At 51.2% G+C, this 26168-nt stretch carries 25 protein-coding genes; 9 read left to right on the forward strand and 16 right to left on the reverse strand.

Annotated features, from left to right (window positions below; translation table 11 throughout):
• Window positions 1-174: 174 nt before the first annotated feature.
• The 14 genes from mtnA to EYQ01_00140 form a co-directional block, all read right to left on the reverse strand.
• Entirely contained in the window at window positions 175-1212 is a 1038-nt protein-coding gene (mtnA, locus tag EYQ01_00075) for an S-methyl-5-thioribose-1-phosphate isomerase (GenBank protein ID HIE64215.1), read from the reverse strand.
• A gap of 464 nt (window positions 1213-1676) precedes the next feature.
• Window positions 1677-2588: a GTPase Era gene (locus EYQ01_00080; GenBank protein HIE64216.1), complete on the reverse strand. Its 912-nt coding sequence runs from the start codon at window positions 2586-2588 to the stop codon at window positions 1677-1679.
• 165 nt (window positions 2589-2753) lie between these two features.
• Complete coding sequence (locus EYQ01_00085) at window positions 2754-3083, reverse strand: septum formation initiator family protein (GenBank protein HIE64217.1); 330 nt, start codon at window positions 3081-3083, stop codon at window positions 2754-2756.
• A gap of 31 nt (window positions 3084-3114) precedes the next feature.
• Window positions 3115-3819, reverse strand: coding sequence for a hypothetical protein (locus EYQ01_00090; GenBank protein HIE64218.1), 705 nt, complete (start codon window positions 3817-3819; stop codon window positions 3115-3117).
• Window positions 3816-5141: a phosphopyruvate hydratase gene (locus tag EYQ01_00095; protein ID HIE64219.1), complete on the reverse strand. Its 1326-nt coding sequence runs from the start codon at window positions 5139-5141 to the stop codon at window positions 3816-3818. The genes EYQ01_00090 and EYQ01_00095 overlap by 4 nt, the downstream gene beginning before the upstream one ends.
• Window positions 5138-6610 (reverse strand): Asp-tRNA(Asn)/Glu-tRNA(Gln) amidotransferase subunit GatB, encoded by a 1473-nt coding sequence (gatB, locus tag EYQ01_00100; GenBank protein HIE64220.1) that lies wholly within the window; start codon window positions 6608-6610, stop codon window positions 5138-5140. Before gatB ends, EYQ01_00095 begins: the two co-directional genes overlap by 4 nt.
• A 167-nt stretch (window positions 6611-6777) precedes the next feature.
• A complete protein-coding gene (locus EYQ01_00105; GenBank protein ID HIE64221.1) occupies window positions 6778-7215 on the reverse strand; it encodes a gamma-glutamylcyclotransferase in 438 nt (145 codons plus the stop codon).
• Window positions 7216-7218: 3 nt separating this feature from the next.
• On the reverse strand, window positions 7219-8685 hold the full coding sequence (gene gatA, locus EYQ01_00110; protein HIE64222.1) for an Asp-tRNA(Asn)/Glu-tRNA(Gln) amidotransferase subunit GatA: 1467 nt from the start codon (window positions 8683-8685) through the stop codon (window positions 7219-7221).
• Window positions 8682-9047, reverse strand: coding sequence for an aspartate 1-decarboxylase (locus EYQ01_00115; protein HIE64223.1), 366 nt, complete (start codon window positions 9045-9047; stop codon window positions 8682-8684). The genes gatA and EYQ01_00115 overlap by 4 nt, the downstream gene beginning before the upstream one ends.
• Window positions 9048-9088: 41 nt before the next feature.
• Window positions 9089-9376: an Asp-tRNA(Asn)/Glu-tRNA(Gln) amidotransferase subunit GatC gene (gatC, locus tag EYQ01_00120; protein HIE64224.1), complete on the reverse strand. Its 288-nt coding sequence runs from the start codon at window positions 9374-9376 to the stop codon at window positions 9089-9091.
• A gap of 27 nt (window positions 9377-9403) precedes the next feature.
• The gene (locus tag EYQ01_00125) at window positions 9404-11665 is read right to left on the reverse strand and encodes an ATP-dependent DNA helicase PcrA (GenBank protein ID HIE64225.1); all 2262 of its coding nucleotides are present in this window, start codon (window positions 11663-11665) and stop codon (window positions 9404-9406) included.
• A gap of 23 nt (window positions 11666-11688) precedes the next feature.
• Window positions 11689-13518: a glutamine--fructose-6-phosphate transaminase (isomerizing) gene (gene glmS, locus EYQ01_00130; GenBank protein ID HIE64226.1), complete on the reverse strand. Its 1830-nt coding sequence runs from the start codon at window positions 13516-13518 to the stop codon at window positions 11689-11691.
• Window positions 13519-13533: 15 nt separating this feature from the next.
• Window positions 13534-14913 (reverse strand): bifunctional UDP-N-acetylglucosamine diphosphorylase/glucosamine-1-phosphate N-acetyltransferase GlmU, encoded by a 1380-nt coding sequence (gene glmU / locus EYQ01_00135; protein ID HIE64227.1) that lies wholly within the window; start codon window positions 14911-14913, stop codon window positions 13534-13536.
• Window positions 14910-15620 (reverse strand): DUF502 domain-containing protein, encoded by a 711-nt coding sequence (locus tag EYQ01_00140; protein ID HIE64228.1) that lies wholly within the window; start codon window positions 15618-15620, stop codon window positions 14910-14912. Before EYQ01_00140 ends, glmU begins: the two co-directional genes overlap by 4 nt.
• A 242-nt stretch (window positions 15621-15862) precedes the next feature.
• On the opposite strand from EYQ01_00140, the gene EYQ01_00145 reads away from it, so the two are divergent.
• The 5 genes from EYQ01_00145 to EYQ01_00165 all read left to right on the forward strand — a co-directional run bounded on the left by EYQ01_00145 (window position 15863) and on the right by EYQ01_00165 (window position 19093).
• Window positions 15863-16480: an inorganic pyrophosphatase gene (locus EYQ01_00145; GenBank protein HIE64229.1), complete on the forward strand. Its 618-nt coding sequence runs from the start codon at window positions 15863-15865 to the stop codon at window positions 16478-16480.
• 7 nt (window positions 16481-16487) lie between these two features.
• Window positions 16488-16790, forward strand: a complete 303-nt coding sequence (locus tag EYQ01_00150; GenBank protein HIE64230.1) for a hypothetical protein — start codon at window positions 16488-16490, stop codon at window positions 16788-16790.
• A gap of 434 nt (window positions 16791-17224) precedes the next feature.
• On the forward strand, window positions 17225-17404 hold the full coding sequence (locus EYQ01_00155; GenBank protein HIE64231.1) for a hypothetical protein: 180 nt from the start codon (window positions 17225-17227) through the stop codon (window positions 17402-17404).
• Window positions 17394-18836 carry a choice-of-anchor D domain-containing protein gene (locus EYQ01_00160; protein HIE64232.1) on the forward strand — a complete coding sequence of 481 codons (1443 nt, stop codon included), beginning with the start codon at window positions 17394-17396 and terminating at the stop codon, window positions 18834-18836. The genes EYQ01_00155 and EYQ01_00160 overlap by 11 nt, the downstream gene beginning before the upstream one ends.
• Before the next feature lie 62 nt (window positions 18837-18898).
• Window positions 18899-19093, forward strand: a complete 195-nt coding sequence (locus tag EYQ01_00165) for a hypothetical protein (GenBank protein HIE64233.1) — start codon at window positions 18899-18901, stop codon at window positions 19091-19093.
• Between the two features lie 72 nt (window positions 19094-19165).
• Here EYQ01_00165 and EYQ01_00170 read toward each other — a convergent pair whose 3' ends face one another.
• Both EYQ01_00170 and EYQ01_00175 read right to left on the reverse strand, forming a co-directional pair.
• Window positions 19166-19996, reverse strand: a complete 831-nt coding sequence (locus EYQ01_00170) for an amidohydrolase (protein HIE64234.1) — start codon at window positions 19994-19996, stop codon at window positions 19166-19168.
• A gap of 82 nt (window positions 19997-20078) precedes the next feature.
• Complete coding sequence (locus tag EYQ01_00175) at window positions 20079-21545, reverse strand: M20/M25/M40 family metallo-hydrolase (protein HIE64235.1); 1467 nt, start codon at window positions 21543-21545, stop codon at window positions 20079-20081.
• Between EYQ01_00175 and EYQ01_00180 the strand changes: the two genes are divergently transcribed.
• From EYQ01_00180 to EYQ01_00195, 4 genes are all read left to right on the forward strand, one after another.
• Complete coding sequence (locus tag EYQ01_00180; GenBank protein HIE64236.1) at window positions 21534-22181, forward strand: dTMP kinase; 648 nt, start codon at window positions 21534-21536, stop codon at window positions 22179-22181. The genes EYQ01_00175 and EYQ01_00180 overlap by 12 nt on opposite strands.
• Window positions 22165-23247, forward strand: coding sequence for a DNA polymerase III subunit delta' (gene holB, locus EYQ01_00185; protein ID HIE64237.1), 1083 nt, complete (start codon window positions 22165-22167; stop codon window positions 23245-23247). The genes EYQ01_00180 and holB overlap by 17 nt, the downstream gene beginning before the upstream one ends.
• 3 nt (window positions 23248-23250) lie before the next feature.
• On the forward strand, window positions 23251-25203 hold the full coding sequence (metG, locus tag EYQ01_00190) for a methionine--tRNA ligase (protein HIE64238.1): 1953 nt from the start codon (window positions 23251-23253) through the stop codon (window positions 25201-25203).
• A gap of 91 nt (window positions 25204-25294) precedes the next feature.
• Complete coding sequence (locus EYQ01_00195; GenBank protein ID HIE64239.1) at window positions 25295-26083, forward strand: TatD family deoxyribonuclease; 789 nt, start codon at window positions 25295-25297, stop codon at window positions 26081-26083.
• Window positions 26084-26168 lie beyond the last annotated feature (85 nt).

The following is a 26168-nucleotide window of genomic DNA, read 5'->3' on the forward strand; positions in this document are numbered from 1 at the left end:
AAACGGACTAAATGATTTATTAAAAAAGGTCCTTACTGTAAACGACTGATATGAGAGGATAATTGAGAAGATCTTAATTAAACGTTGATATAGGGTTGTTGGATATTTAGCAGAAAGTAAGAGATGGTGTAAAATTTCCGGCAGGCTGGGGGTCTTATGGAAATGGAGGAAAGGTTATTTTACGGCGCTGGAATCAAGGCCTTTGATCTCTTTTGGCTTGAAGATGCCCTTGTCTGTGATAATTGCAGTGATATAACGGGCGGGTGTGACATCGAAGGCGGGGTTGGCGATTGTCGCGCCGGGGGCGGTGATTTCTTTTCCCTGAATATGTGTGACCTCGGAAGGGTCGCGTTCTTCAATCGGAATCTCTTCGCCGGAAGGAGTCTTGAAATCGACGGTTGACATAGGCGCGGCGACATAAAAAGGGATTTGATGTTCCTTGGCAAGGATGGCGACACTGTAAGTGCCGATCTTGTTTGCGATGTCTCCATTGGCAGCGATGCGGTCCGCCCCGACGACGCAATACTGGATCTTTCCTTGTTTCATAAAGAAACCGGCCATATTATCGGTGATCAGCGTCACAGGGATCTTTTCCTGAACGAGTTCCCACACGGTCAATCTTGCCCCCTGTAGGACCGGTCGGGTTTCATCGGCATAGACCCTGATTTGTTTGTTTTCCTCCCAGGCCCGCCGGATGACCCCGAGGGCCGTGCCGTAGCCCCCCGTCGCGAGCGCGCCGGCATTGCAGTGGGTCAATATCCCGGAGTCATTTTGAATCAATGGTGCGCCGAACCTTCCGATGGCCCGGTTCATTTCGATATCCTCACTCAGGATACGGTCTGCTTCGGACAATAAGGTTTTTTTCAATGAGGGGATGGTCTGGTTGCGATGGGCGATCGCTGTTTGTTTCATGCGATCGATGGCCCAGAAGAGGTTAACGGCTGTCGGGCGGGAGGCGGCCAAGAGCTCACAGGCGGGTAGAAGTTCGTGATAAAAATCATCGAAGGTGGTTGCCTGAATTTTTTGTGCCGCAAGGGCAAGGCCATACGCCGCCGTAATCCCGATGGCGGGCGCGCCCCGTACCCACAATTCCTTGATTCCTTGTGCGACGGTCTCGACGTCCCGGCAATCGACGTAAAGTACTTCTTTCGGAAGTTTCGTCTGATCGAGGAGACGAACAGCGCCCTCTTTCCATTCGATGGTCTTAAACATGAGGGGGATTTTACGGTGAACGGCGTTGGCTGTCAATGCCGGAGATTGCTCAGGGCATCATAGGCCTAAAGAGGGTATCAGTCCACGAGCAAGAGATGCTCAAAAAATCGCTTGTTTCAGAGCCGCCCCGCCAGTGGCCACGACGTTCACCGCTTCTTTGAGAAGACCCTGAGGGATCTGAATCACCTCAAAATGATTCATGAGTGCGAGAACGATGACCAGTGAGAAGGCATAACCCAAGGTTCGAAGGATCAAGATATGGAACTCCACCTGATAAACACTGTAACAATATCACAAATGAAATCGATTTTAAACCAAATTTGTAACGATTCAGCATGCGACTATTTGGCTTCGCGAGACCCATTCCTTCAGGGTAAGGCCTGAGGATCGCAGAATCACAGTGTAGATGTTATACGCGAGGATTCGAGTACCACACCAACGCCGCCATGAAGGTTCACAACCCTTTAATATCCCATACGGGTCAGGAACGAATCGTCTCTCCGCCATCCTTTTTGCACCTTCACCCAGAGTTCAAGGTATATTTTTGCCCCCAGAAGATCCTCGAGTTCTTTGCGTGCGGCCTGCCCGATCGCTTTCAGCATCATTCCTTTTCGTCCAATAATAATACCCTTCTGCGATTCCCTTTCAACAAAAATGGTGGCGTAAATTAAGGAGAGATTCCGTTCTGTGTCTTCTTTAAAGTCCTCAATTTGAACGGCGATCGCATAGGGGATTTCTTCCCGCGTCATCTGGATGGCTTTTTCTCGGATAAATTCGGATGCCAGGAAACGGACTGGTTGGTCGGTCACGACATCTTCGGGGAAAAAAGGCTCACCGACCGGAAGCGCGGCCCGAGCCGTCTTCAGGAGTTGATCGACGTTTTCACCGGTGAGGGCGGAAAGAGGAATGATCCTGGAAAAGGTTTTCTCCGCACCGACTTGTTCAAGGAAGGGGATGAGGCTTGTTTTATTGATCAGATCAATCTTGTTGATAATCAGGATCTTGGGTGTCCTGACCTTTTTTAAATGCTCCAGTATGGGTATATCTTCTGCCTGGATCGCCCTCTTCTTCTGGAATTCTGGGGCTACTTCGACCAGCATCAGGATAAGGTCGACTTCAGAGAGAGAAGAATACGCTGTCTGGACCATCCGTTGATTCAGTTTTGTCCTGGGATGATGGATGCCGGGTGTGTCGAAAAAGACCATCTGGGCATCTGAAAGGTGCCGGATTCCAAGGATGCGATTTCGAGTGGTCTGGGGTTTATCCGTGACGATCGCAATCTTCTGCCCCAGGAGGCGGTTGAGGAGTGTCGATTTCCCGACATTCGGACGGCCAATAATCGCAATAAACCCGGATCGGAAGGACAAGATCAGTATTCCTTATCTCAGGATGTTAGGGATAACGATTCAGCATGCCACTATTTGGCTTCAGGGCAAGGTGCGAGGAGCGCAGAACCGCAACGTATGTGTCCATACTTGAGGATTCGAGCACCACAGCAACGCCGCCATGGAGACAAAGTGGGATGTGCTGGATCGTTATCATCAGGGTTTGCTTTCGGGGAAAAACTCATAGATCAGCTCCCCCTCTTTGACGAGACCGAGGCGGTCTCGTGCGAGACGTTCAATATAAAGAGGGTCGTTCTTCAATCCCTCGATACGCTGAGAGAGTTGAATATTTTCTCTTTTCAGAGAACGAATATCTTCCTGGACGGCGGCGTGGTTCTTTCGCATATTTATCGCCTTAAAGAAGCCCATTCCGCCAAAAAAGAAAGAGAGGAAGAGATAGCCATTCATAAATAAGAGAACACCGAAAATGAGCCGCCGCTTTTGTTTTAGGCCTGCCTTGACTTTTTTTCGACTTTTGTTCTGCATCTGTTATTCATCCAATCGTTGTTCTGAATCTCTATTCGGGATGATAACTTACGGAAATAGTCAGTGAGGCCTCGTTTATCATGCGTGCTTCACCTGATAAGTAAAGGCGGTCGATGATCTGAAAATCTCCTCCAACAAAGACACCGAAGTGATCTTGCGAGTAAACGGTGTTCCCTCTCCGAAATCTTCCAAATCCCGATGAGAAGAGTGCGCCGAAATAGGTGGTCACCTGTTCGAGACCGCTGAAGGTTCCTCCGACGAATGTTTCAATTTCGTGGAAGCGGATTCGTGGGTTGACAGATTGGTCATCATCAGATTGAAAGGAGAGAGTCTGAATTCCGACCCCCAGACTGAAAGCGCCCTTGTTGTGAAAAGTCCAGCGCAGCCCCGTCCCGATGGCGGGACCGAAGTCTCCATCAAACTGACGGGATGCCGTACCAAAGTCGGTGGCTCCTATAGCGAGATGCGCATCCAGCTTAGGGGCCAAGCCAAAGATTCCCTTCAAGAGGATGCGTTCACTGGTCGCATTCCCTTGAAACTTCCCGCCTCCTGAGCGGATTTCAAGTTGGACTTGGTCAAATTCAAGTCGGATCTCGGAAAGGCGCATTGATTTCCCTGAGGCGGTGGGTTTGCCGATTATGCCCGCTTCAGCTTCAAGAATGAAACCTTGAACGATAAGTAGTACGACCCATAAACTGATACAGAGTCCCTTCTTTAATAGTAGCCGTCCACTCATCCCTTTTTCCTCTTTGTTGATTTACTGACAGAAGAAGGTTCTGTCAGGGTCCGATAGGGTTCCTGTCGGGAAAAAACAGATGTATTGCCGAGGTTTTCCTCTATACGGAGGAGTTGGTTGTATTTGGCGACTCGATCTGTTCGTGAGAGGGATCCGGTTTTAATTTGTCCGGCGCCGGTTCCTACAGCAAGGTCGGCAATGGTGGTATCTTCGGTTTCTCCGGATCGATGAGAAATGATGGTTCCATAACCTGATTTTTTGGCCCTTTCGATGGTATTGAGCGTTTCTGTCAAGGTTCCGATCTGATTCAGCTTGATCAGGATTGCATTTGCCGCGCCTTTTTGAATCCCTTTTTCAAGGGTCTTTTCATCGGTGACAAAGAGATCGTCTCCGACCAATTGAACCCGTTTCCCCAGCCGTTCCGTCATTTTCACCCAGCCTTTCCAGTCGTTTTCTGCAAGACCGTCTTCAATAGAGACGATAGGGAATTTGTCAAGCAAGGCCTCGTAGTAATCGATCATTTCATTGGATGTAAGAGATTTTTCTTCTGACTGGAGGTGATATTTCCCTTTCCGGTGAAACTCACTGGCTGCGGAATCAAGGGCCAGAAGGACATCGCGGCCCGGCTGGTATCCGGCCTTTTGAATGCCTTTCATGATCAGTTCGAGTGCCTGATGATGGGATGCCACAGCCGGGGCAAACCCGCCTTCGTCTCCGACGGCCGTCGTGTAACCGGATTTTTTGAGGACTTTTTTGAGCGCGTGAAAGATCTCGACGCCCATGCGAAGTGATTCCGAGAAGGAGGATCCTCCAACCGGGATGATCATAAATTCCTGAAAATCGAGACCATTGTCCGCGTGTACGCCGCCGTTCAGAATGTTCATCAAGGGGATTGGAAGTTCTCTCGCCTGAAGCCCTCCAATGTAGCGATAGAGCGGCATGCCCAACTCGGCGGCTGCGGCGTGTGCGGCGGCAAGAGAGACCCCGAGAATGGCATTTGCACCGAGCTTCTTCTTATTGGCGGTCCCATCAAGGATGAGGAGTGTTTGATCCAGTGCGGCCTGCTCTTCGGCAAGAAGGCCGATGATTTCTGGAAGGATTTTCTCATGGACATGGGCAATGGCCTTTAAGACCCCTTTCCCAAGGTATCTAAGAGGGTTGTGATCGCGCAGTTCCAGGGCTTCCCGTGACCCGGTGGATGCACCAGAGGGAACGGAGGCGCGTCCGGAGGCACCGGATTCCAGAAAGATTTCAACCTCAATGGTCGGGTTTCCGCGAGAGTCTAGAATCTCACGGGCATGCACATCTACAATCTCACTCATTCCTGCTCCTCATCGTGATGCGCCAGTCTCTTTTTGAGCAAGGCATTGACCTTGCCTGGATTCGCCTTTCCGCCAAAACGCTTCATGACTTGACCGACAAAAAAACCGATCAGTTTTTCTTTGCCTGCGCGGTATCCTTTCGTCTCTTTCGGATGGGCCAAAATAATTTCCTGGATGGCCTGGTCGAGTTCGGACTCGTCATTGACCTGTGTGAGCCCCTTTTCCCGGACGAGTTCTTCCGGATTAGCTCCCGTGTGATAAATCTCCTCAAAGAGGGTTTTCGCAATTTTTCCGCTGATGGTTCCTGATTCTATCAGCTTCAGCAAGGAGGCCAATTGTTCGGGACGGATCACTGCCTCGTCGATCTCCTTGTTTTCATCATTCAGTTCTTTAAGCAGCTCTCCCATGACCCAGTTGCTGACAAGCTTCGGGTTTGGGTAGAGGGAAACCGTTTTTTCATAGAAGTCAGCCAGGGCTTGCGAAGCCGTCAGGATGGTAGCATCATAGACCGGAAGAGAATAATCATTCACAAAACGTTCCCGTTTCGCGTCGGGCAATTCCGGCAGTTCCAGGGTGACTTTGTCAATCCATTCCTGGCTGATGCTGAGAGGGACGAGATCCGGCTCCGGAAAATAACGATAATCATGTGCTTCTTCTTTGCTTCGCATCGGGAGGGTCATATTGTTTTTGGTGTCCCACAGGCGAGTTTCCTGGATGATGCGTCCTCCTTCTTCCAACACCTTTTCCTGACGCGCCATTTCATAGATGATGGCTTTCTGGATAAAACGGAATGAGTTCATGTTCTTGATCTCGGTCCGTGTTCCGAATTCAGACTGGCCCACGGGCCGGATGGAGACATTTGCGTCGCAGCGGAAGTTGCCTTTCTCCATGTCGGCATCGGAAACTCCGGTATAGATAAGGATGGCGCGGAGGTTTTTCAGGTAGGCGATTGCTTCTTTCGGGCTTCGCATATCTGGCTCGCTTACAATTTCAAGAAGAGGAATGCCCGCACGGTTCAGGTCGACGCGGCTCCCTGTGCCGGAGCCTTCATGGATGTTTTTTCCTGCATCCTCTTCCATGTGAATGCGGGTCAAACCGATTTTCTTTTTTTCGGAGGAGGGAGCCTGGCCATTTTTCGCCTGCGTCAGGATTTCAATATAGCCATGCTCGGCAAGCGGAAGTTCAAACATCGAGATCTGATATCCTTTGGGTAGGTCAGGATAAAAATAATTTTTTCTCGCAAAGCGGGAATATGGCGCGATTTTGCAATGGGTCGCCCTCCCGATCCGAATTCCCAATTCAACGACACTTTGATTTAATACGGGAAGAACACCCGGTAACCCAAGACAGACCGGACAGACCTGGCTGTTGGGCTTTTGGCCAAAGCGGGTACTGCATCCGCAAAATATTTTCGACTCCGTCAAGGTCTGCGCGTGGACTTCAAGACCGATGATGGTTTCGTACTTCATCCTATTCCCTTGTGACTATCCAGCACACCCCTCTTTTTCTCCATGGCTGCGTTGCTGTGGTGCTCGAATCCTCACGTAGAAAACTACGTTGCGGTTCTGTGCTCCTCGCGCCTTGCCCTGAAGAAAAATAGTGGCATGCTGAATAGTCACATTTCTGTTTATGGTTTTCAATCATGGGTCTTCAATGATTTCAAAAAGGAAATATATTCCTCAGGGAGTTGATGTTGTTCTGCTCCCAGGATCATTTTTCCGACATAGGCCTTTGAGGGGAGGAAGGGCCCCTGCCGAATGGCAACATAGGTCATTGCCGGCAGTTGCAACTCTCCGGTTTCTACCGTGATATCCTGCCGGACATAGGAATTTGGATAGTTGGCAAATCGATCCATTTTTTTCAGGTCATCCAAGGTCACCTCGAAAAGGACCCCATAGACCGACATTTTCTGATCCGGGAGTATATCAGCGGTGGCGCTGTTCCAGGCGCGCGACCAGCGGGTGAAGACCATGGAATAGTTGTGAAGCCGTCCCGTTCCGATCAGCTTGCTTCCCGGACATCGGGTGGTCATTTGATCCACATCCATGTTGGAACCGTAGGCAAAGTAGATCATGTTTTATTCCCCAATCGTGGGCCTCCGTTTATGAAAATCATGTTGCTGTTCATAGGCATAGGCAATCTGAAGGATTTCTGCTTCACCAAAGGGCTTTCCAATGACCTGAAGGCCGATCGGCAGGCCTCCGGTGGTGAAGCCGCAGGGGAGAGAGATCGCGGGGATTCCTGCGAGATTGACCGAGATCGTAAAGATATCAGAGAGATACATCTGGAGTGGGTCTTCTGTCTTTTCCCCGAAACGAAACGCCGGGGTCGGCATGGTGGGTGTCAGTATTGCGTCAACCGTTTTGAAGGCTTCATCAAAATCGTTCTTGATTAAGGTGCGGACCTGTTGTGCTTTTTTATAGTAGGCATCGTAGTAACCGGAGGAAAGAGCATGCGTTCCGATCATGATCCGACGCTTTACCTCCGGCCCGAATCCTTCCCGGCGGCTTTTGGTGTAAAGCTCCAGGAGGTTTACAGGGGCCTCGGAGCGATGTCCATATCGGACGCCGTCATATCGGGCCAGGTTGGAACTTGCCTCTGCCGTTGCAAGGATATAATAGGTGGCGATGGCGTAGCCGGTATGTGGCAGTGAGATCTCCTGGATTTTGGCGCCAAGACGCCGGTATTCATCGATGGCCTTCTCGATGGCAGATGCGACTTCGGAGTCGACGCCCTCAATAAAGTATTCTTTTGGGATGCCGAGACGTAATCCCTGGACCCCGCCATCCAGTCCTTCACGCATGTTCGGCATGGGGACGTCGGCCGAAGTGGAGTCCCGGGGGTCATATCCTCCAATCACCTGAAACAGGGTGGCCGCATCGGTGACATCATGTGTTAAAGGACCGATCTGATCCAAGGAAGAGGCAAAGGCAATGAGGCCATAGCGGGAAACGCGGCCATAGGTCGGTTTCAGCCCCACAACGCCGCAACAGGCGGCTGGTTGCCGGATGGACCCCCCCGTGTCTGATCCGAGGGCCAGGACCGTTTCATCCGCCGCAACAGCTGTTGCCGATCCGCCGCTGGAACCGCCGGGGATACATGAAAGATCCCATGGGTTCTTGGTCGCCTCGAAGGCGGAATTTTCTGTAGATGAACCCATGGCAAATTCGTCCAGATTTGTTTTTCCGAGGAAGACGGCACCCGCTTTCCTTAGTTTCGAAACGACGGTGGCGTCGTAAGGGGGGACAAAATTGGCCAATATTTTGGAAGAACAGGTTGTAAGAACGCCTTCCGTGCAGAGGTTGTCCTTGAGTGCGATGGGAATTCCGGTGAGCGGTCCAATGGGACCGCCATTTGCAAGTGCCTGATCCGCGAGGTCGGCTTGTGCCAGGGCTTGTTTTTTAGTAAGGGTGTTGTAAGCGTTCAGCCGACCTTCGAGTGAATCTATTCTATGGTAGAAGGACGTCACCAGTTCCCGGGATGAAACCGCTTTTTCTTGTAGAGCCTTATGGGTCTCGTGAGCTGTCTGTGAAATCGAGATCAAAAGCCGCTCCTCACCAGGGCGATGCGGTTTTCCGAATCCACTTTGACCACCAGGGGCAGGTGACCTTCGGCTTCCTCTTCCTCATAGTGGGCATAGGTGAAGATAATGACCTGATCTCCCACGACTCCTTTCCGGGCGGTCGGACCATTCAGGCAGATTGTGCCTGAGCCCTTTTCGCCGGGAAGGATATAGGTCACAAAGCGTTCTCCGTTATTCAGGTTGGAGACCATGACCTGCTCGTAAGGAAACATTCCTGCCGCGTCGATCAACTCCTGATCGATTGTGATACTTCCTTCGTAGTGCAGTTCAGATTCTGTGATCGTTGCACGATGGATTTTTGACTTTAACATTTGTCTTAACATATTGTTCCTCTAAATTGGTTCGTACTTGCTGTCTTATTCTCTTACTCCATGATATCCGGAACCTGGAAGAGCGACCCATCCCTTTGTGGCGCATTTTCCAGGACCTTTTCCGTCGGAAGAGAAGGTTGAACCTTGTCTTCACGAAAGATGTTGGAAAGAGAAAGAACATGCGATGTCGGTTCTATCCGACTGGTATCCAGTTCGTTCAGCTTTTCAATATAGGAAAAAATCCGGCTCAATTGCCCAGCGTACTGCTCCGTTTCCTCTGGTGTCAAGGCCAGTCTTGCCAGCTTGGCAACATAGGTGACTTCATCTTCTTTCATTTTCATCTGATCGACCCCTTTTTTATACCTAATCTAGACATATTTTTCCAGCTTGGCAAACTTTATTGCCAGTTTTTTCGTGCCGACTCCTAAAAAAGTGACCGTGACCTTGGCCTCTTCTCCTTCCCCCTCACAGCGCTGGACTTTCCCGGTACCAAAGATACGATGGCGGACCTTCGTCCCGACCGGATATTCTCCCGCCTCGCTCTCTTGCAGATCGGTATAGACCGGGCCAGATGTGTCGGAAAAGTGCCGTTGTTTTTTTTGCGTTGTTTGTTGTACGGAACGGACGATCGTGACGGTCTCCTTTGGCAAATCTTGGATAAAGCGAGAAGGACTGTTCCAGTGTGTCTGGCCATAGAGGCGTCGGCTGATGGCGCTGATGAGGTAGAGTCTTTCCTTGGCACGCGTCATCCCGACATAACAGAGCCGCCTTTCCTCTTCCATCTGGCTATGATCGGTCAGCGCGCGCGAATGCGGGAAAAGTCCTTCCTCCAGACCGGTCAGAAAGACCACTGGAAATTCGAGCCCTTTTGCCGAATGGAGGGTCATTAAAGTCACCCCGCCTTGCGTCGTATCTCGATCATCCCCGTTGGAAACCAGGGCGGCCTGATCTAGAAAGGCCTTTAATGCCGTCCGGCACCCTTGATCTTCACCGGTGTCCGTCGTGGCGGACTGCAAAGGGTTATCCTGATTAAAAGGATCTACATTAAGGGGGTCATCCGGATCTGTATTAAATTGATCGGCGGCGGCGATGAACTCAAGAATATTCTCAATCCGGCCCTCTGCCTCGTTTCCAAACTCTCTTCTGAGATATTCGAGATACGAAATTTCTTCAACGAGCATCCGAAGCAGCTGGGCGAGAGATTCCGTCTCTGAGACGGCACGCAGGGTTCTGAGGATTCTTGTGAAATTTATCAATCCGGTTTTTGCCGAACGGGATATTCTGGCCTCTTCCGGGGATTCCGCTGCCTCAAGAAGGGAAATCCGCCTGGACTCAGCAAAGCGGCTTAGTCTTTCCAGGGAGACTGCTCCGACCCCTCGTTGAGGGAGATTAATTACGCGTCGAACACTCAACGCATCATCCGGTGAGACGATCAAACGGAGATAAGCAATCAGATCTTTAATCTCTTTTCGTTCATAAAAACGGAGACCGCCATAGATAAAGTAGGGAATGCCTGCACGGCGAAAGGCCTCTTCAATGACCCGGGATTGCGCATTGGTACGGTAAAGGACACAGAAATGAGAGAGCGGCCGTTCTTCTCTTTCCTGTAATTCCTCGATGGTCTTTCGAATTGAGGCGGCTTCCTCTGCTTCGTCCTGCACTTGTTTCCAGAGAATCGGCTCGCCTTCACCATTTTCTGTCCAGAGTGACTTCTCCTTCCTCCGGCTGTTTTTTTTAATGACGGCCGATGCGGCCGACAGGATGGTGCCCGTTGATCTGTAATTCTGATTGAGGATCACGACTTTGGCATCCGGAAAATCCCGTTCAAAGCTGAGGATGTTTTCGATGTCGGCCCCCCGGAAGGCATAAATGGACTGATCGTCATCGCCCACGACACAAAGGTTTCTCCGGGGCGTACTCAGAAGTTGAATCAAGCGATATTGGGATTGGTTGATATCCTGATATTCATCGACCATGATGTAATGAATGCGATCGCGATAGAGGCGTAATACCTCAGGGACCTCTTCGAAAAGACGGATCGTCAGGCCGATCAGATCATCGAAGTCAAGCCCTTGCAATAGGCGGAGGCGTTCCTGATAGAGTGGATAGACCTTTCTGATGGCCACATCCAGGCCATATTGAGCGGCTTCGGCTTCAAACTGATCAGGGGCGATCAACTGATGCTTCAAAGAGCTGATTCTGGCGGTGACCGACCGGGGCGGATAGAGGTCTTCATTAATGGTCAGGGAGGTCATGCATGATTTAATCAGGGCCAATTGATCCGCGGAATCGTAAACAACGAAGTCATTTTTATAGCCCAGATGGTGAATATACCGGCGCAGAATTCTCAGTCCGGCGGAGTGAAAGGTTGACACCAGGAGCCTTCGGCTCTTTTCAGCAGAGATGAGGTGTCCGATGCGTTCTCTCATTTCCTCTGCCGCTTTGTTGGTAAAGGTGACGGCCATGATTCGATAAGGGGGGATATGCAGGGACTCGATTAAATGAGCAATCCGATGAACAATCACACGCGTTTTCCCACTTCCGGCACCCGCCAGGATGAGGAGGGGACCTTCGGTCTGTTCTGCCGCTTCACGTTGTTGAGGGTTCAGTCCGTTTAGAAGTTCACTCATGATATCAACCTTATGCTCACCCTTTACTCTACAGTGACGCTTTTCGCCAGGTTTCGGGGCTGATCCACATCGCTGCCCCGGTGTACGGCAATATGGTAGGCCAGAAGTTGGAGCGGTACGGTGGACAGGATGGGGGAGAGACAGGGCAGCGTCTTCGGGAGAGGGATGACCTCATCTGCAATCTCTGCCAGGTCATGGTCTTCTTCTTCGACCAGGGCGATGATGATCCCACCGCGCGCCTTCACCTCCATGATATTGGAGACGGTTTTTTCATAAACATGATCTTTCGGAGCCATGATGACGACCGGCATCTCCTCATCGATGAGGGCGATGGGACCATGTTTCATCTCTCCCGCCGGATATCCTTCGGCGTGAATATAGGAGACCTCCTTCAGTTTCAGTGCCCCCTCCAGCGCGACCGGATAAAGAATACTGCGACCGAGGAAGAGGAAGTCCCGATGGCGGAAATATCGGTTTGCGATCTCTTTGATTTTATTTTCCCGTTGCAGGATGGATTCGATCTGCTTTGGAAGGAGGACCAGGTGGTGAATCAATCGTTTTCCTTCTTCCTCTGAGAGAACCCCTCTTCTTCTCCCGAGATTGATGGCGAGGAGGGTCAGGGCCGTGAGTTGTGTGGTAAAGGCCTTGGTCGACGCGACCGAGATCTCCGGTCCGGCGTGGGTGTAAAAGACAGAATCGGTCTCCCGGCTGATGCTGCTTCCGACCACGTTACAGATCGAGAGGGTGGGCGCTTTTTTGTTCCGTGCCTCCTTCATTGCAGCCAAGGTGTCGGCCGTTTCGCCGGATTGCGAAATCCCGATCACCCAGTCGTCCGGAGAGAGATGCGGATCGCGATAGCGAAACTCTGAGGCAATATCAACTTCAACGGGGAGCTTGGCAATTCCCTCAAGGAGAAACTTGCCCACCAGAGCGGCGTGCCAGGAGGTTCCGCAGCCGACGAGAACCGCTCTGCGGCAATTCAGGCCTTTGCTGTGGTCCCAATCCGGATCGCCGAGAATGGTATTTCCGGATTCATGGTCTATCCGTCCCCGGATGGTATCCGTGATTGCGCGTGGTTGTTCATAGATCTCCTTCTGCATGAAGTGCCGGTAGCCCCCTTTTTCGGCCATGACCGGGTCCCAGGAAATCTGCTGAGAAGGTTTCACGATCTTTTTTCCCTTGAGATCATGAATCTCAATGCCCTCAGGACTCAGTATTGCGATCTCTCCATCCTCCATGAAAATGATCTCGCGGGTATGCGACAAAAAGGCCGGAATATCTGATGCGACAAAAGACTCTTTTTCTCCCGCGCCGAGAACGAGAGGGCAACCCGAACGGACCGCAATCAATCGGTCCGGTTCTTTTTCCGAGAGGAGACAGATGGCAAAACTGCCGCGAATTTTATCAATGGTATGTTGCAAGGCTTCTTCGATCGGGAGGCCCTCCTGGCAGAGCTGGTTGATGAGACGTGTAATGACCTCTGTGTCTGTATCTGAGATAAAGGTATGCCCTTTTGCCTGGAGGTCTTTTTTGAGTGAGATATGATTTTCGATGATTCCATTATGAACGATGGACATGGTCCCGGCTGAATGCGGATGGGCATTTTCCTCCGTCGGTCTCCCATGAGTGGCCCAGCGCGTATGACCGATTCCAGTGGATCCCTTAGGCTCTTGAAGGGGGAGGATGGCTTCCAGAGATGACAATTTTCCCGCCGAACGCCTTACCTCCAACTTTCCGTCTGAAAAGTAGGCGATCCCGGCGGAATCATATCCTCTGTATTCGAGCCTTTTGAGGCCGTCCATCAAAATGGAGAGAACATTTCTGTTGCCGATATATCCAATGATACCGCACATAGATTCCTTCTCTCCTTAGCGCTTCGCGCGTAACCTCTTCTTTTTAACCCATCCTTTTTTGTTTTCTTGCCGGGTTCGGGAGATGGCTAGGGTGTCGGGCGGGACGTCTTCTGTAATGGTCGCTCCGGCCGCGATTAAAGACCTTGCCCCGATGCGAACCGGTGCGACCAATTGACTATTGCTCCCGATAAAGACGCCATCTTCAATGATCGTTTTTTCCTTTTTCCGGCCGTCATAGTTGCATGTAATCGTTCCTGCGCCGATATTGACTCCTTTTCCGATCATTGCATCCCCGATGTAACTCAGATGATTCGCCTTTGACCCCACGCCCAGATCGCTTTTCTTGATTTCAACGAAATTTCCTACCTTGGCCCCTTTTCGGATCACGGTTCCGGGCCGAAGGTGGGCGAAGGGACCAATGATGCACCCCGACTCGATCCTGGATTCTTCAATGACGCAGAAGTCCTTAATGAGGACCCCTTTTCCAATCCGGCTGTCTTTGATTCGGGAGGAGTAGATCTCAGATCCTTCACCGAGTATCGTCGTTCCTTCGAGTGAAACATCTGGATGAAGGATGGAGTCCCGACCGATTTTAACGGCGGCATCGATCTGAATTCGGTTTGGATCAACCAGAGTGACGCCTTTGGCCATCCAATCCTCAATGATTCGTTTCCGAAGAATCTCTTCGGCCGAGGCCAGATCGGCCCGGCTGTTGATTCCAATGACCTCCCCGGGATCGGCCTCTAAGCCAATGAGTCGTTTTCCCTCCTGGGCCGCGATGTGGACGACATCGGTCAGATAGTATTCTTTCTGCCGGTTGTCGGGACGTACCTTTTCGAGGGCCGTAAAGAGAAAGGATTTTTCAATAATATAAACGCCGGTGTTAATCTCCCGCACCGCCCGTTCCTCCGGGGTCGCGTCCTTCTCTTCGACGATTTTCTTGATGCTGCCGTCTTGATTTCTGAGGATGCGCCCATAGCCGTGTGGATTTTCAAGCTTTGTGGTTAAAAAGGTAAGGGCGGCATTTTTTTTTTGGTGAAGCGCCCAAAGGCGGCGTAACGTTTTATCGCGAAGCAGGGGGGTATCCCCATTTAATATCAGGAGGCTGCCGCTGAAATTTTTCAAGGCTTTTTCCGTCTGAAGGACGGCATGGCCTGTGCCGAGCGGGGGATCTTGCAGGATGGTCGTCACCGGACTTCCGGAGAGGGCCTTTGTGACCGCGTCGGCCTGATGGCCGACGATCACGAAGACTGTTTTAAGCCTGGCTCGACGGACCAGTTCGAGGGGATAGGACACCAGTGGTAAGCCTGCCAATAGATGGAGAACTTTGGCCTGTTTCGATTTCATTCGTTTCCCCTGGCCGGCCGCTAGGATAATTGCCCCTTTTTCTTTCACCCTGATCCTTCTTCCATCATGACCGAGGTCTCTGACTCATCCACTGTGAGGGTTGGCATGTAGAGACCGACGGAGAAGATCATTTTCATCGCTTCTTCGACGGTGACGGCCAGGGGGATTAACTCTGCTTCCGGGAGTAGGAGGATGTAGCCCGAGATAGGATTCGGTACGGTCGGGACAAAAACACTCAAGACTTTACCTGAAGAGATACGATGGATCTCTCCCTTTATTTCCGCCGTGACGAAGGCAATGGTATAGCATTCCTTTCTTGGATATTCTATGAGAACAACACGATTGAAATTGTTCATTTCCCGGCTCTGGAAGGAAAGGGTGTTGACGATCGATTTCACAAGAGAATAGACATTGCTGACCAGGGGAAGTTGGTGGAGTAGTTTCTCCCAGAGCTGGAGCATCTTCTTTCCGAAAATATTGGTTGTAAAGACTCCGGCGGTAATGATGAGGAGCAATAAAATAATGATGCCAAATCCGGGGACATAGAAGAGCTCCTGTGTTTTCATGAAGTCACCCAAGACCCCGTCCATCGTAAGGAAGAGGGCTTTCAGGATGAGATAGGTGCCCCAGATCGGGACCACCACCAGGAGGCCGGTAATAAAGTATCGCCGGAGTAGGTTAAAAAGGGTATTTTTCTTTGCCGGTTTGGGCGCTTTGCCAGGGGGGGGAGGGGCCGTCCCCGTTATCTTTGCCATGTCATTTTTTCCTTAATCTAATCAAACAATTCATCATACTGTCTTTCCCCTCCTGGTTTCAAGATTTTTTTCATCTTCGCAAGGATTTATCGATATTTTATCTTTATATATATGGTATAAGCACTCCCCGCACATGTCTATTGCATTCAAGACAGTAAACAAGATATCTTTAGCGGAGTATTTACTGTTCTACCCTTAACAGTGATCTTTAAGGGACAGAGAAACGAGACGAGGAGGCTTTCATGAATGTTCCACCCCCATTTTACCGCTGGCGTCCTCATCCTTGGCACGGACTAGAGATAGGGCCTGATCCGCCCCAAGTTGTTCATGCCTACATTGAGATGACGCCATTTGACCTGGTAAAGTACGAAATCGATAAGAAAACAGGCTATCTTCGGGTCGATCGCCCGCAGCGCTCATCATCACATCCCCCCTCACTCTATGGTTTTGTCCCAGGGACTTTTTGCGGTAAAGCTGTTGGGGCCCTGATGGAAGGTTCAAAAAAGGGAGATGGCGACCCCCTGGATATCTGTGTCTTCAGCGAAAGGCCTATTACAAGATCGGAAGTGATCTTGAATGCACGCGTGATTGGCGGTCTTCCGATGCTTGATGAAGGCGAAGCAGACGACAAGATCATTGCGGTACTGGCAAATGACAACCTCTGGAGTGAGATCAAGACTATTGAAGAGTTCCCGGAGATCCTCGTTGAGCGCTTAAGGCATTATTTTACGACCTATAAGCTCATTCCGGGTGAAGAAACCAGGGTGTCCATCGGGCCCGCCTACGGCAGAGGACATGCCGAAATTGTCATCCGAGCCGCAATCCAGGACTACGAGGACGAATTCGGAGGCAACTCGTGAGCGTAAAATGAAGTGGTACAAGGTTTCACTCACAAAGGATCAACTTGCCAATAACCAGGCGAATAAACTCGTTGGTGAATTCCAGGAAATCTACAGTGAGGAAGAGGAGCCGGAAGAGATGGCGCTTTTCTCATGGAACGATGACACAGAGGGACGGACTTATTATTTTTCTCCGGGTGCGGTGAAATATGTCCTGATTATTTTGTCATTTTATTCCGGATCAAAATGTGATGCGCCCTCATTTGAAGAAGTGACGCTCACGCTGGGCGCCCGCGACGCAAAAGAACGTCTTCTTTCAAGAAAGACCTGAAGGGCTCAGTCGATTGGCTTCCCCCCTCCCTCCGCGGAAGGCATCGAATGTCCATCCAGCACCATCATCGTTGACAAGACCAAACCGTTCTCGTCTCCATTCATCCTAAACACTCAGGGGTTTGCGCTCATTTTTTGCGTGTTCAAAGCCGATACCCCATGTCGATGGTCCCTTGAATCCCCCCCCCTCAAAAGAGGGGGTTGACAGAAATGAGGGCATCCTACTAAACTTTCATGATTATAGATTATATACAGAGACAGTCCTACCATTCTCATATTATTATTGAAATATTGTAATGATAGTGATCTTGTAAATTCTTTAGATACTTTGAAAAACCGCTTATATATATTCATCACCATTGGCTTGGAACTCTAAGAATGGAATTGAAAATTTCGGCAGAGTTAGACCCGATTTTGAAAATAACGGAGGGACGTATGAAACGTAGAAAAGGATTTGGTTTTTTGGGGATACTCATCGGTATGATCCTTATTTTTGCTTCGAACGCATCGGTCGTGCTTGGTGTGGATTGGAGCGAATTGACTCCCTCCCCGACTGGAGAAGACCTAGAAGGAATGACTTTTGGGGATAATCTCATCGTCGCCCGTGGGAGATAATGGAACGATTTTGACGAGTTCGGATGGTGTGGTCTGGGATACGCCGGACTCCAGGACCCACAAAGAGCTGCGAGGAGTGGCCCGAGGAGATGAGATGTTTGTCGCCGTGGGAAATGATGGAACGATTGTGAGAAGACAGGATGATGAGGGATGGATATTGTCGCAAGACTCCGGAACCGACCAAAAGTTGAGAGGAGTAACCTGGAGCAGAAGTCAGTTCATCGCCGTGGGGAATGAAGGAACGATAGTGACGAGTTCGGACGGTATGGTTTGGAGTGTGCCGACATGTGTGCCTCTGACAGGTGATGACCTGAACGGAGTGACTGCGGGGAAGGGCCTTGTCGTCGCCGTGGGAGATAATGGAACAATTTTGACGAGCCCGGACGGTATGGTCTGGACATCGCAAGGCTCTATAACCGAGCAAAGGTTTAAAGCAGTGACCTGGGGCGGCACACAGTTTGTCGCCGTGGGGGATTCTGGAGCAATTTTTACGAGCCCGGATGGTGTGGTCTGGAATTCCCAGGACTCAAATACCGCTCTAGATTTAGAGGGAGTGACCTGGGATGGCACACAGTTTATCGCCATCGGCGAAGCGGGAACGATTTTGACACACCTAGTGAGAGCCCCTGATATTGCCGTTATCGACACTGTTGACCCGGTGAATGACCTGCAGATACATTTTGGAAATGTCGCCATAGATTTCACATCCGAAAAGACCATTACAATTGCCAATGCTGGAAATGCCAACCTGAAGATTGACACTATCGCTTCGGGTGACCCGCTTGAGGGTCCTTTCCGTATCATAGATGACGGCTGTTCCGGCACGACCCTTGCCCCGGCGGACACCTGCACCCTGACGGTGGAATTTGCACCGACTGTTGCGGGTAATCTCAGCGACAGCTTCGATGTCCCATCGAATGACGAGGATGAGAATACGGTCACCATCGACGTCAGTGGCGAGGGTGTGGATGGACCGGTGCCTGACATTACGGTCACCGACTCTGCCGGTTTGGTCAATGATCTCACGATTTCATTTGGGGATATCGCTATCGGTAATCCACAGGACCAGACGGTTACGATTACCAATGACGGCAGTGCGGAACTTGTCATTGGTGTGGTTACTTTGGCTGACCCGTCTGGCCCATTCAGTATCTCAGTTGACGGCTGTTCCGGGGAGACCCTTCAACCTGGAGGGACCTGTGAACTAACGATAAGGTTTGACCCAACGAATACGAATAATTTCAACGGTACCCTCCGGATCCTGTCGAATGACCTGGATGAAGATCTTGTCACCGTCAATGTAAGTGGGACCGGTCTTCCCGGGGGAATGGATGTGAACAATCCGCCGTCCGCGCCGCAACTCCTCTCCCCAGCCAACGGGCAGACCGGATTGGGGAGCGACATCTCTTTCCGCTGGATGGAGATGGTGTAACCTATACCCTCTCCATCTGTAAAAATGCTGACTTTACCGGCCCGGATTGTGGCCCGACCCCGGTGACCTTTCCTGGGAAACCTGCCCTCTTTCTTGCCGCTCTTGGAGGCGTTGTTGGCGCGGGTGCCCAGACCGTCGTGACGGAAGAAATAGTGGATCTGGACCCAGATATAACCTTCTTCTGGAAGGTCACCGCGGATGATAGAAATGGAGGAATAACGGACAGCGAAACCTGGAGCTTTACTACCACACCCTAGCATTACTTCCTGGGGTTTAAGGTAAATTGCGTAAAGGGGGTCCCCTTCTAGAGGTGGCCCCCTTCACTTTTTCTAGATGCCGAGCAGGCGTTTTGCATTGGTCAGGAGGATTTTTTTCCGGACGTGAGGTTTGAATCCAGCCTTTTCAAAGTCTGAGATCCAGCGCTCAGGAGTGAGGAAGGGGTAGTCTGAACCGAAAAGGACCCGGTCCTGTAACAGGGTGTTTGCATATTGAATGAGGGAGGGTGGAAAATATTTCGGGGACCATCCTGAGAGGTCGATATAGACATTCATCTTGTGAACGGCGATGGCGAGCATTTCTTCCTGCCAGGGCCATGAGGGATGTGCGCCGATAATGGTTAGATCGGGGAAGTCGGCGGCGATATCATCGATCCCTGGAATCGGCCTGGCGTATTTAAGTTTCAGGCCGTTTCCGCCCGGTACGCCCGCGCCGACGCCTGTTGTTCCGGTATGGAGCAGGAGAGGAATTTTCAGAGACGCACAGGTCTCCCACAGCGGATAAAACCGCCGGTCATTTGGATGGAAGGCCTGCGAGATCGGGTGGCATTTGAGTCCCCGGAGTCCGAGAACCTTGACCGCCCGTTCCAGTTCCTGGATCGCCATCTTTCCTTTCCAGGGATCGACGCTCGCAAAGCCGATAAAGACATCGGGATACTGTTTGACCATGCCGGCGACATAGTCATTTGTGACGGCCGGGAGACCGGTGTTTGTCTCCGCATCCCACGCAAGCAGGACTGCCAACATATCAAGTCGGCGGTAGGTTGCGACCATTTCGTCCATGCTGACGATCGCATCCTGCTTATGAAAATAATTCAGCGCGTCGGACAGATATTTCCCGCCGGAATCGACCAGGTATTCCTTCGTACCGGGGTGAACATGCATGTCTATGGCCTGCATCTTTTAGTCCCTCCAGAAAAGTGGAGTTGATTCTAACACATCGAAAGGCCATTCCCTTCACGTTCTCTCAGGTTGAAATCACCTTCCCCTGATCCAATAGATAGAAGAACATCCCCTTTGCAACCTCGGCCATTTTTTCATAATCTAGGGTCTGGGGGAGGTCGGTCGAAAGATGGTAGTGAGGGTTCCGATAGAAGGCGGTATCGGTCATCATGACGGCCGGGATTCCCTTCTTCCAGAAGTTCAACTGGTCGGAAAAGTCAATTCCCGGGACAAAACGGGGCAGGGCAAGCGCCTCAAGCGGGATATCGGTGTTGTTCCGAAAGAGAAAGGCCATCTTCTTTACGAAGGTGCGGGAAGAAAGATTTCCTGCGATGGTGATGAAGTTTCCCCGGTCGGGATAAAAAAATCTCAAGAAGGGCGGATAGGTTTGAGAAGCGGGATGATCTGTGTAAAAGCCCAGCATCTCCAGAGAGACCATGAAGATGATTTTTTTATTCTGTCGAAGGGCCGATGCGACATATTGCGCGCTTCCCATTGCGGAGGTCCGGAAAAAAGGGGACTCCTCATTGGTAAATGCGACAAACACCACAGTCTTGTCAAGTCGGAACCCTTGAAGGAGACGGGCCACCTCCAGAAGTACGGCAACCCCGCTGGCATTATCATCCGCACCCGGACTCCCGGCAACCGTGTCATAATGGGCCCCGATGACAATGATCTCTTCATTTCTTCCCCCAAGCCTCCCCTGAAGGGTTGCGACCACGTTTTTATAAAGTGCTCCTTTTAGAGCGTGCCTCTCTTCAGAACCGGTTCTGAGTTCTGTGAGCAGGGGGGGGTGATCGATCTGGAAGGTCTCGTACTCCGGTTTGTATCGGAGCGTTGTAAATACTGAATGAATATAGTCGGCCGTAAGGTCAAGAGCCTCCGGTTTGGCAAAATGCCGTTCTCCGATTCCCAAAGCGAGGTGCTCGACATGTTTTTTGAGGTGTCCGGAGAGACCCGTGAAAAGACCTTCCTGTACGGGATTCCGTGAGAGGGTCGATTGGGTCTTCTCATCAAGGGCGTTCAGAAGGGTTCGGATGTTCCGCGCGTTCTGCCCGAAATCCCATTTTCCGATCCGGGATTGTGAGACGGCATGGACCGCCGTTTCTCCCGAAGGGGTTCGGGTTATTTCAATCCGGACATCATCGACAAACTGAAAGAGACGCGACCGCCGCTCTGCCAGGATGAGGCCGGATGACGGTTCCTGCTGAACCCATTTCCATCGGGGGAGTTTATTGATCAGATCGATCGTAGCCTCAAAAACCGTGGTGGTAGAGGTCCTGTACATTCTGGGCCGGAGAGAGGGATCAGGGTGGGTTTGTTGGGTCTCGGCCCGATTTTGTGTGATCGTGTCCATATTACGGCATCCAGGCAGGAACGAGAGAAGGAACACAAGGCAGACAATCATAAAACGGCGTTGAAATTTCAAGGTACCTCCTCTATGATGGCACCTCATTCGCACAGCGCTCAGGGGTAAGGATTGAAGGGACATTTTATCACATTTGAAGGGGGGGAAGGGAGCGGAAAAACAACACAACTCGACCGCCTGGGCCGGGATTTGTTGAAGCGGGGTTATACTGTTGTTCAGACACGGGAACCGGGCGGAACGAAGATCGGTGACGCCATCCGACAGCTCATACTTCATCCTCCCGGTGCGGATGACAGTATTGATCCAAAGACGGAACTCTTTCTTTATCTGGCAAGCCGGGCCCAGCATATCCGTGAGATTATCTTACCCGCCCTTCAAGAGGGAAAGATCGTTCTCTGTGATCGCTTTACCGATGCGACCATTGTTTACCAGGGGAAGGGCCGAGGGCTCCCCGATAAAGAGGTGGCCCGCATGGCCCGCTATGCCGCGCAATCAGGAAGTGTCCGAGGAATGGTCTTGAAACCCGATCTGACGCTTCTTCTGGATCTTGAGGTCAAAGTCGGAATCGCACGCGTCAAAGGAAGGAAAGAGATCAATCGAATTGACAAGGAGACCTTTCAATTTCATGAATCGGTGCGCCGGGGATACTTGAATTTGGCAAAGAGGAACCCACGGCGTATTCATGTGATCAATACAGATACGAAGCTGGAAGCGGTGTCTGAAGAGATTCGGGAGGTCGTTGATGCCCTTCTTTCGTGATATCATCGGACAGGATCAGGGGCTGAGAATCCTCCGGGCATTTCTTGAACGGGATCAATACCCCTCCGCGCTCTTGTTTTCCGGGGGAGAAGGGATCGGTAAAAGGACGGCGGCCCATGCCTTTGCACAGGCCCTGTTTTGCCGCGCGTTCCAAAAGGCCCAAAAGACCGATGGAGTGGAAAAGAACCCCCAGGAGAATTCGCGGCAGACTGCTATTGAACCCTGCGGGGAATGTCTCTCCTGCAGGAAGATGATGGACAAGAACCATCCCGACTTCTCCGTCATCGAACCAGATGGCAATACGATCAAGGTGGATCAGATTAGAGCAATGGAAGAAAAGATTATTTTTAAACCCTTAGGGAGTCCTCGAAAGGTCATCCTGATTGATCCGGCGGATAAGATGAATGCATCCGCTGCCAACAGTCTCCTCAAAACTTTGGAAGAGCCACCGTCTCATGCCATGATTATTCTTATCGCCTCTCGGCCGGCCTCCCTCCCGGAGACGGTCCTTTCTCGTTGTCAAAAGGTCTTTTTTTATCCCTTGTCTCTGGCCCGGCTCCAGGCGATTCTCATGGAGAAAAAGGGATGGACCGCAGAAGAAGCTCTACTGGTTACCGCGCTTTCCGATGGCAGGCTTAGAGAAGCCCTTTCGATCGAGCTTGAAACTGCGAAGGCGTTGGAGGCGGAGCGCTATGCCCTGGTCTCGGAAGAGGTCTTGATCCATCATGAAACCCTTTTTGAAGTGGCGGTCGCGTTTTCCCACGACAAAGAGATTCTTGAAAAGGCCCTCTCTTATCTCATGGAATGGTTTCGGGATGTGCTTGTGGTCCATTCTCTTCAAAGTTCTGGAGAAGGTAGTGCTTCCCAGTTTGTGCACGCGTGGCGACAGGAGGCCTTGAGCCGATGGGCAGGGAGGATGAGTCCGGAAGCGGTCTGGACATTTTTAGACGATATTTACAAGATACAAATGGCACAAAATCGAAATCTCAACAGAACGCTTTCTCTGGAGACCCTCTTGTTGCGCTTGAGAGAGAAGGTCATCGCCACGCCGCTGATTCCGAGGTAGAAGATGAAGAAAAAGAACACGTTTTATATCACAACCCCAATTTATTATGTTAATGACGCTCCTCACATCGGACATGCGTATACGACGATTGCGGCCGATGTCCTCGCTCGTTATCACCGCATGAAGGGGGATGAGGTCTTTTTCCTGACGGGGACGGATGAGCACGGCCAGAAAGTGGCACAGGCAGCCTCTGCCAGAGGTGTTTCTCCACAAGCACACGCAGATGAATGGGTTGAGCAGTATCAAAGTTTATGGAAGCAACTGGGGATCTCCAACGACGATTTTATTCGGACGACGGAAGGACGTCATCGACAGGTGGTTCAGGCTGCGCTGAACCACCTATGGGAAAAGGGTGAGATCTATGAGGATACCTATAAGGGATGGTATTGCATGCCCGATGAACGTTTCTGGACAGAAAAGGATCTTGTCGGCGGGAATTGCCCCGATTGCGGGCGTGGTGTTGAGCCCCTTTCAGAACGGAATTACTTTTTCAGGATGGGAAAATACCAGACACAGCTTCAAGAGCACATTCGCGCAAACCCTGAATTTATCCGGCCGGAAACAAGGCGAAATGAGGTTCTTGGTTTTCTTGAAAAGCCTCTAGGGGATCTCTGCATTTCCCGTCCGGAACGGCGTCTTTCCTGGGGGATTCCGCTTCCCTTTGATTCGGAATATGTGACCTATGTCTGGTTTGATGCCCTGGTGAACTACATCTCGACCCCGGGGTTTTTGAGAGATCCGGTGGGCTTCCAACACTGGTGGCCGGCGAATCTCCATCTTGTCGGAAAAGACATCCTGACTACCCATTCAGTCTACTGGTCCACGATGCTGATGGCGCTGGGTCTTTCCTTGCCGAAAGGCGTTTTTGCCCATGGATGGTGGACCGTGAACTCTGAAAAGATGTCAAAGAGCCTCGGGAATGTGGTTAAGCCCGCGGAGATGATTGCCTCCTTCGGCGTGGATCCCTTTCGCTATTTTCTCCTGCGGGAAGTTCCCTTTGGTCAGGATGGAGATTTTTCGCGGGAGGGGCTCATCAATCGCATCAATAGCGATCTGGCCAATGATCTTGGAAACCTCCTTTCTCGCACGCTGACGATGGTGGAGCGGTATAGTGGAGGACGGATACCCTTAGCTTCTGCTGACGGTGAGAGAGAAGACGATCTGGAATTAAAGAAGAGGGTGCAGGCCTTGCCGGAGAAGGTGGCGGAGGCGATGAGAAACCTCGAATTTCAGAAGGGACTGACTGCAATATGGCAGGTTGTGCGGGAGGCCAACCGATATATCGAAAGGGCGGCCCCATGGAGTTTGGCGAAAGATCCAAAACAGGAAACGCGCCTACATGCGGTTCTTTACAATACTGCCGAGGCGGTTCGAATTATTTCAGTTTTTATCACTCCCTTTATGCCGAAGACGGCGACTGAGATGTTCCGCCAGTTGGGTTTACCGGACCTGGGACAAGGGCCTGATCTTGCTGAGGCGATCCGATGGGGCGGGCTTTCTGCCGGTCAGAAGATCGCCAAAGGAGAATCGCTCTTTCCCCGGATCAAGCTGAGTGAGCCAAAGAGGCCCGGTGTTGACACAAATGTGCCTTCTTCGAAAAAGGAGAAGAAGTTCTCACCACCTCCCTCCCAGGGTCTGATCTCTTACGATGAGTTCAGTAAACTCGATCTCCGTGTGGGGGTTATTCAGTCGGCTGAAAAGGTTCCCGACTCAAAGAAACTCTTGAAGCTTCAGGTCGATATCGGCACAGAGAGGCGACAGGTTGTGGCCGGGATTGCAACGAAATATACTCCGGATGAATTGCTTGGAAAGCGGGTTATTCTGGTCGCCAATCTGAAACCCGCGAAGATCCGGGGCGTGGAGTCGGAAGGAATGTTGCTGGCGGCAGGGGAGAAAGAGGTCCTCGAAGTGGCAACCTTTCTAGAGGAGATCCCACCGGGGACAAAGGTTCGGTAATAAGGGCCCTGCACACCCCTCTTTGGCATCCTGAGCCGTTATACGGTTAGGTAGAAATATTTTCGTTGGGGGAAACTATTTGATGAATAACTTGTTGATTGATACGCACACTCATATTGCCGATCCCGAATTTGATGAGGATCGGGAGGAGGTTATCCAGCGCGCCCTGGCGGCGGGTGTTTACAGAATGATTCTGATCGGGACCAACCTCCTCTCAAGCCAAAGAGCGGTTGCCCTGGCAGAAAAATATTCTTTTCTCTGGGCGGCCGTCGGGCTGCACCCGCATGATGCCAAAGATTTGGACGATGATCTTCTGAACGCGTTCGACCATCTAGCGGATCATCCCAAAGTGGTGGCCATCGGGGAGACCGGGTTGGACTATTTCTACAACCATTCCCCCTCAGAGATCCAAAAGGCTGCATTTGTTGAGCAGATCCGGCTGGCAAAGAAAAAGCAGCTTCCCCTGGTGGTCCATACCCGTGATGCCTGGAAAGATACGTTTGATCTTTTAAAAAAAGAAGACGTCCGGGAATATGCCGAAGCGGTCGGGGCCGTCTTTCATTGTTTTACGGGAGACAAGGCGGTTGCAGAGGAAGGAATCGGATTCGGGTTTCACCTCTCTTTCTCCGGGATCATGACCTTTCCGAAAGCGACGCCGATTCAGGAAGCCGCGGCAGGTATCCCGCTTGATAAAGTGCTGATCGAGACGGATGCCCCCTATCTGGCACCTCAGGGAAAGCGCGGAAAGCGAAATGAGCCGGCATTTGTTGGTCTCATTGCCGAGAAGCTGGCCCATCTCCGGGATTGTCCGATTTCCGCAATTTCACAGGCCACTTCTGACAACGCCAACAGAATTTTCAATCTGCCCTCTCCGGAATAACGGAAAATCAACTGAAGGAATCTCTGAATAAGTCTGGGTTGAGTTTTTCAGGAGATCTTATGTTTCGATTCAAGGAGAAAATTCA

It is taken from the genome of Candidatus Manganitrophaceae bacterium (assembly GCA_012960925.1).
Taxonomy (GTDB): Bacteria; Nitrospirota; Nitrospiria; order SBBL01; family JAADHI01; genus DUAG01.

Bases quoted from the DNA above. Each gene is read 5' to 3' on its own strand.
- mtnA (HIE64215.1), bottom strand. From the start codon at position 1,212: ATGTTTAAGACCATCGAATGGAAAGAGGGCGCTGTTCGTCTCCTCGAT.
- EYQ01_00085 (HIE64217.1), bottom strand. From the start codon at position 3,083: ATGCAGAACAAAAGTCGAAAAAAAGTCAAGGCAGGCCTAAAACAAAAG.
- EYQ01_00090 (HIE64218.1), bottom strand. From the start codon at position 3,819: ATGAGTGGACGGCTACTATTAAAGAAGGGACTCTGTATCAGTTTATGG.
- EYQ01_00095 (HIE64219.1), bottom strand. From the start codon at position 5,141: ATGAGTGAGATTGTAGATGTGCATGCCCGTGAGATTCTAGACTCTCGC.
- gatB (HIE64220.1), bottom strand. From the start codon at position 6,610: ATGAAGTACGAAACCATCATCGGTCTTGAAGTCCACGCGCAGACCTTG.
- EYQ01_00105 (HIE64221.1), bottom strand. From the start codon at position 7,215: ATGATCTACTTTGCCTACGGTTCCAACATGGATGTGGATCAAATGACC.
- EYQ01_00115 (HIE64223.1), bottom strand. From the start codon at position 9,047: ATGTTAAGACAAATGTTAAAGTCAAAAATCCATCGTGCAACGATCACA.
- gatC (HIE64224.1), bottom strand. From the start codon at position 9,376: ATGAAAATGAAAGAAGATGAAGTCACCTATGTTGCCAAGCTGGCAAGA.
- EYQ01_00125 (HIE64225.1), bottom strand. From the start codon at position 11,665: ATGAGTGAACTTCTAAACGGACTGAACCCTCAACAACGTGAAGCGGCA.
- glmS (HIE64226.1), bottom strand. From the start codon at position 13,518: ATGTGCGGTATCATTGGATATATCGGCAACAGAAATGTTCTCTCCATT.
- EYQ01_00140 (HIE64228.1), bottom strand. From the start codon at position 15,620: ATGGCAAAGATAACGGGGACGGCCCCTCCCCCCCCTGGCAAAGCGCCC.
- EYQ01_00145 (HIE64229.1), top strand. From the start codon at position 15,863: ATGAATGTTCCACCCCCATTTTACCGCTGGCGTCCTCATCCTTGGCAC.
- EYQ01_00150 (HIE64230.1), top strand. From the start codon at position 16,488: ATGAAGTGGTACAAGGTTTCACTCACAAAGGATCAACTTGCCAATAAC.
- EYQ01_00155 (HIE64231.1), top strand. From the start codon at position 17,225: ATGAAACGTAGAAAAGGATTTGGTTTTTTGGGGATACTCATCGGTATG.
- EYQ01_00170 (HIE64234.1), bottom strand. From the start codon at position 19,996: ATGCATGTTCACCCCGGTACGAAGGAATACCTGGTCGATTCCGGCGGG.
- EYQ01_00175 (HIE64235.1), bottom strand. From the start codon at position 21,545: ATGTCCCTTCAATCCTTACCCCTGAGCGCTGTGCGAATGAGGTGCCAT.
- holB (HIE64237.1), top strand. From the start codon at position 22,165: ATGCCCTTCTTTCGTGATATCATCGGACAGGATCAGGGGCTGAGAATC.
- metG (HIE64238.1), top strand. From the start codon at position 23,251: ATGAAGAAAAAGAACACGTTTTATATCACAACCCCAATTTATTATGTT.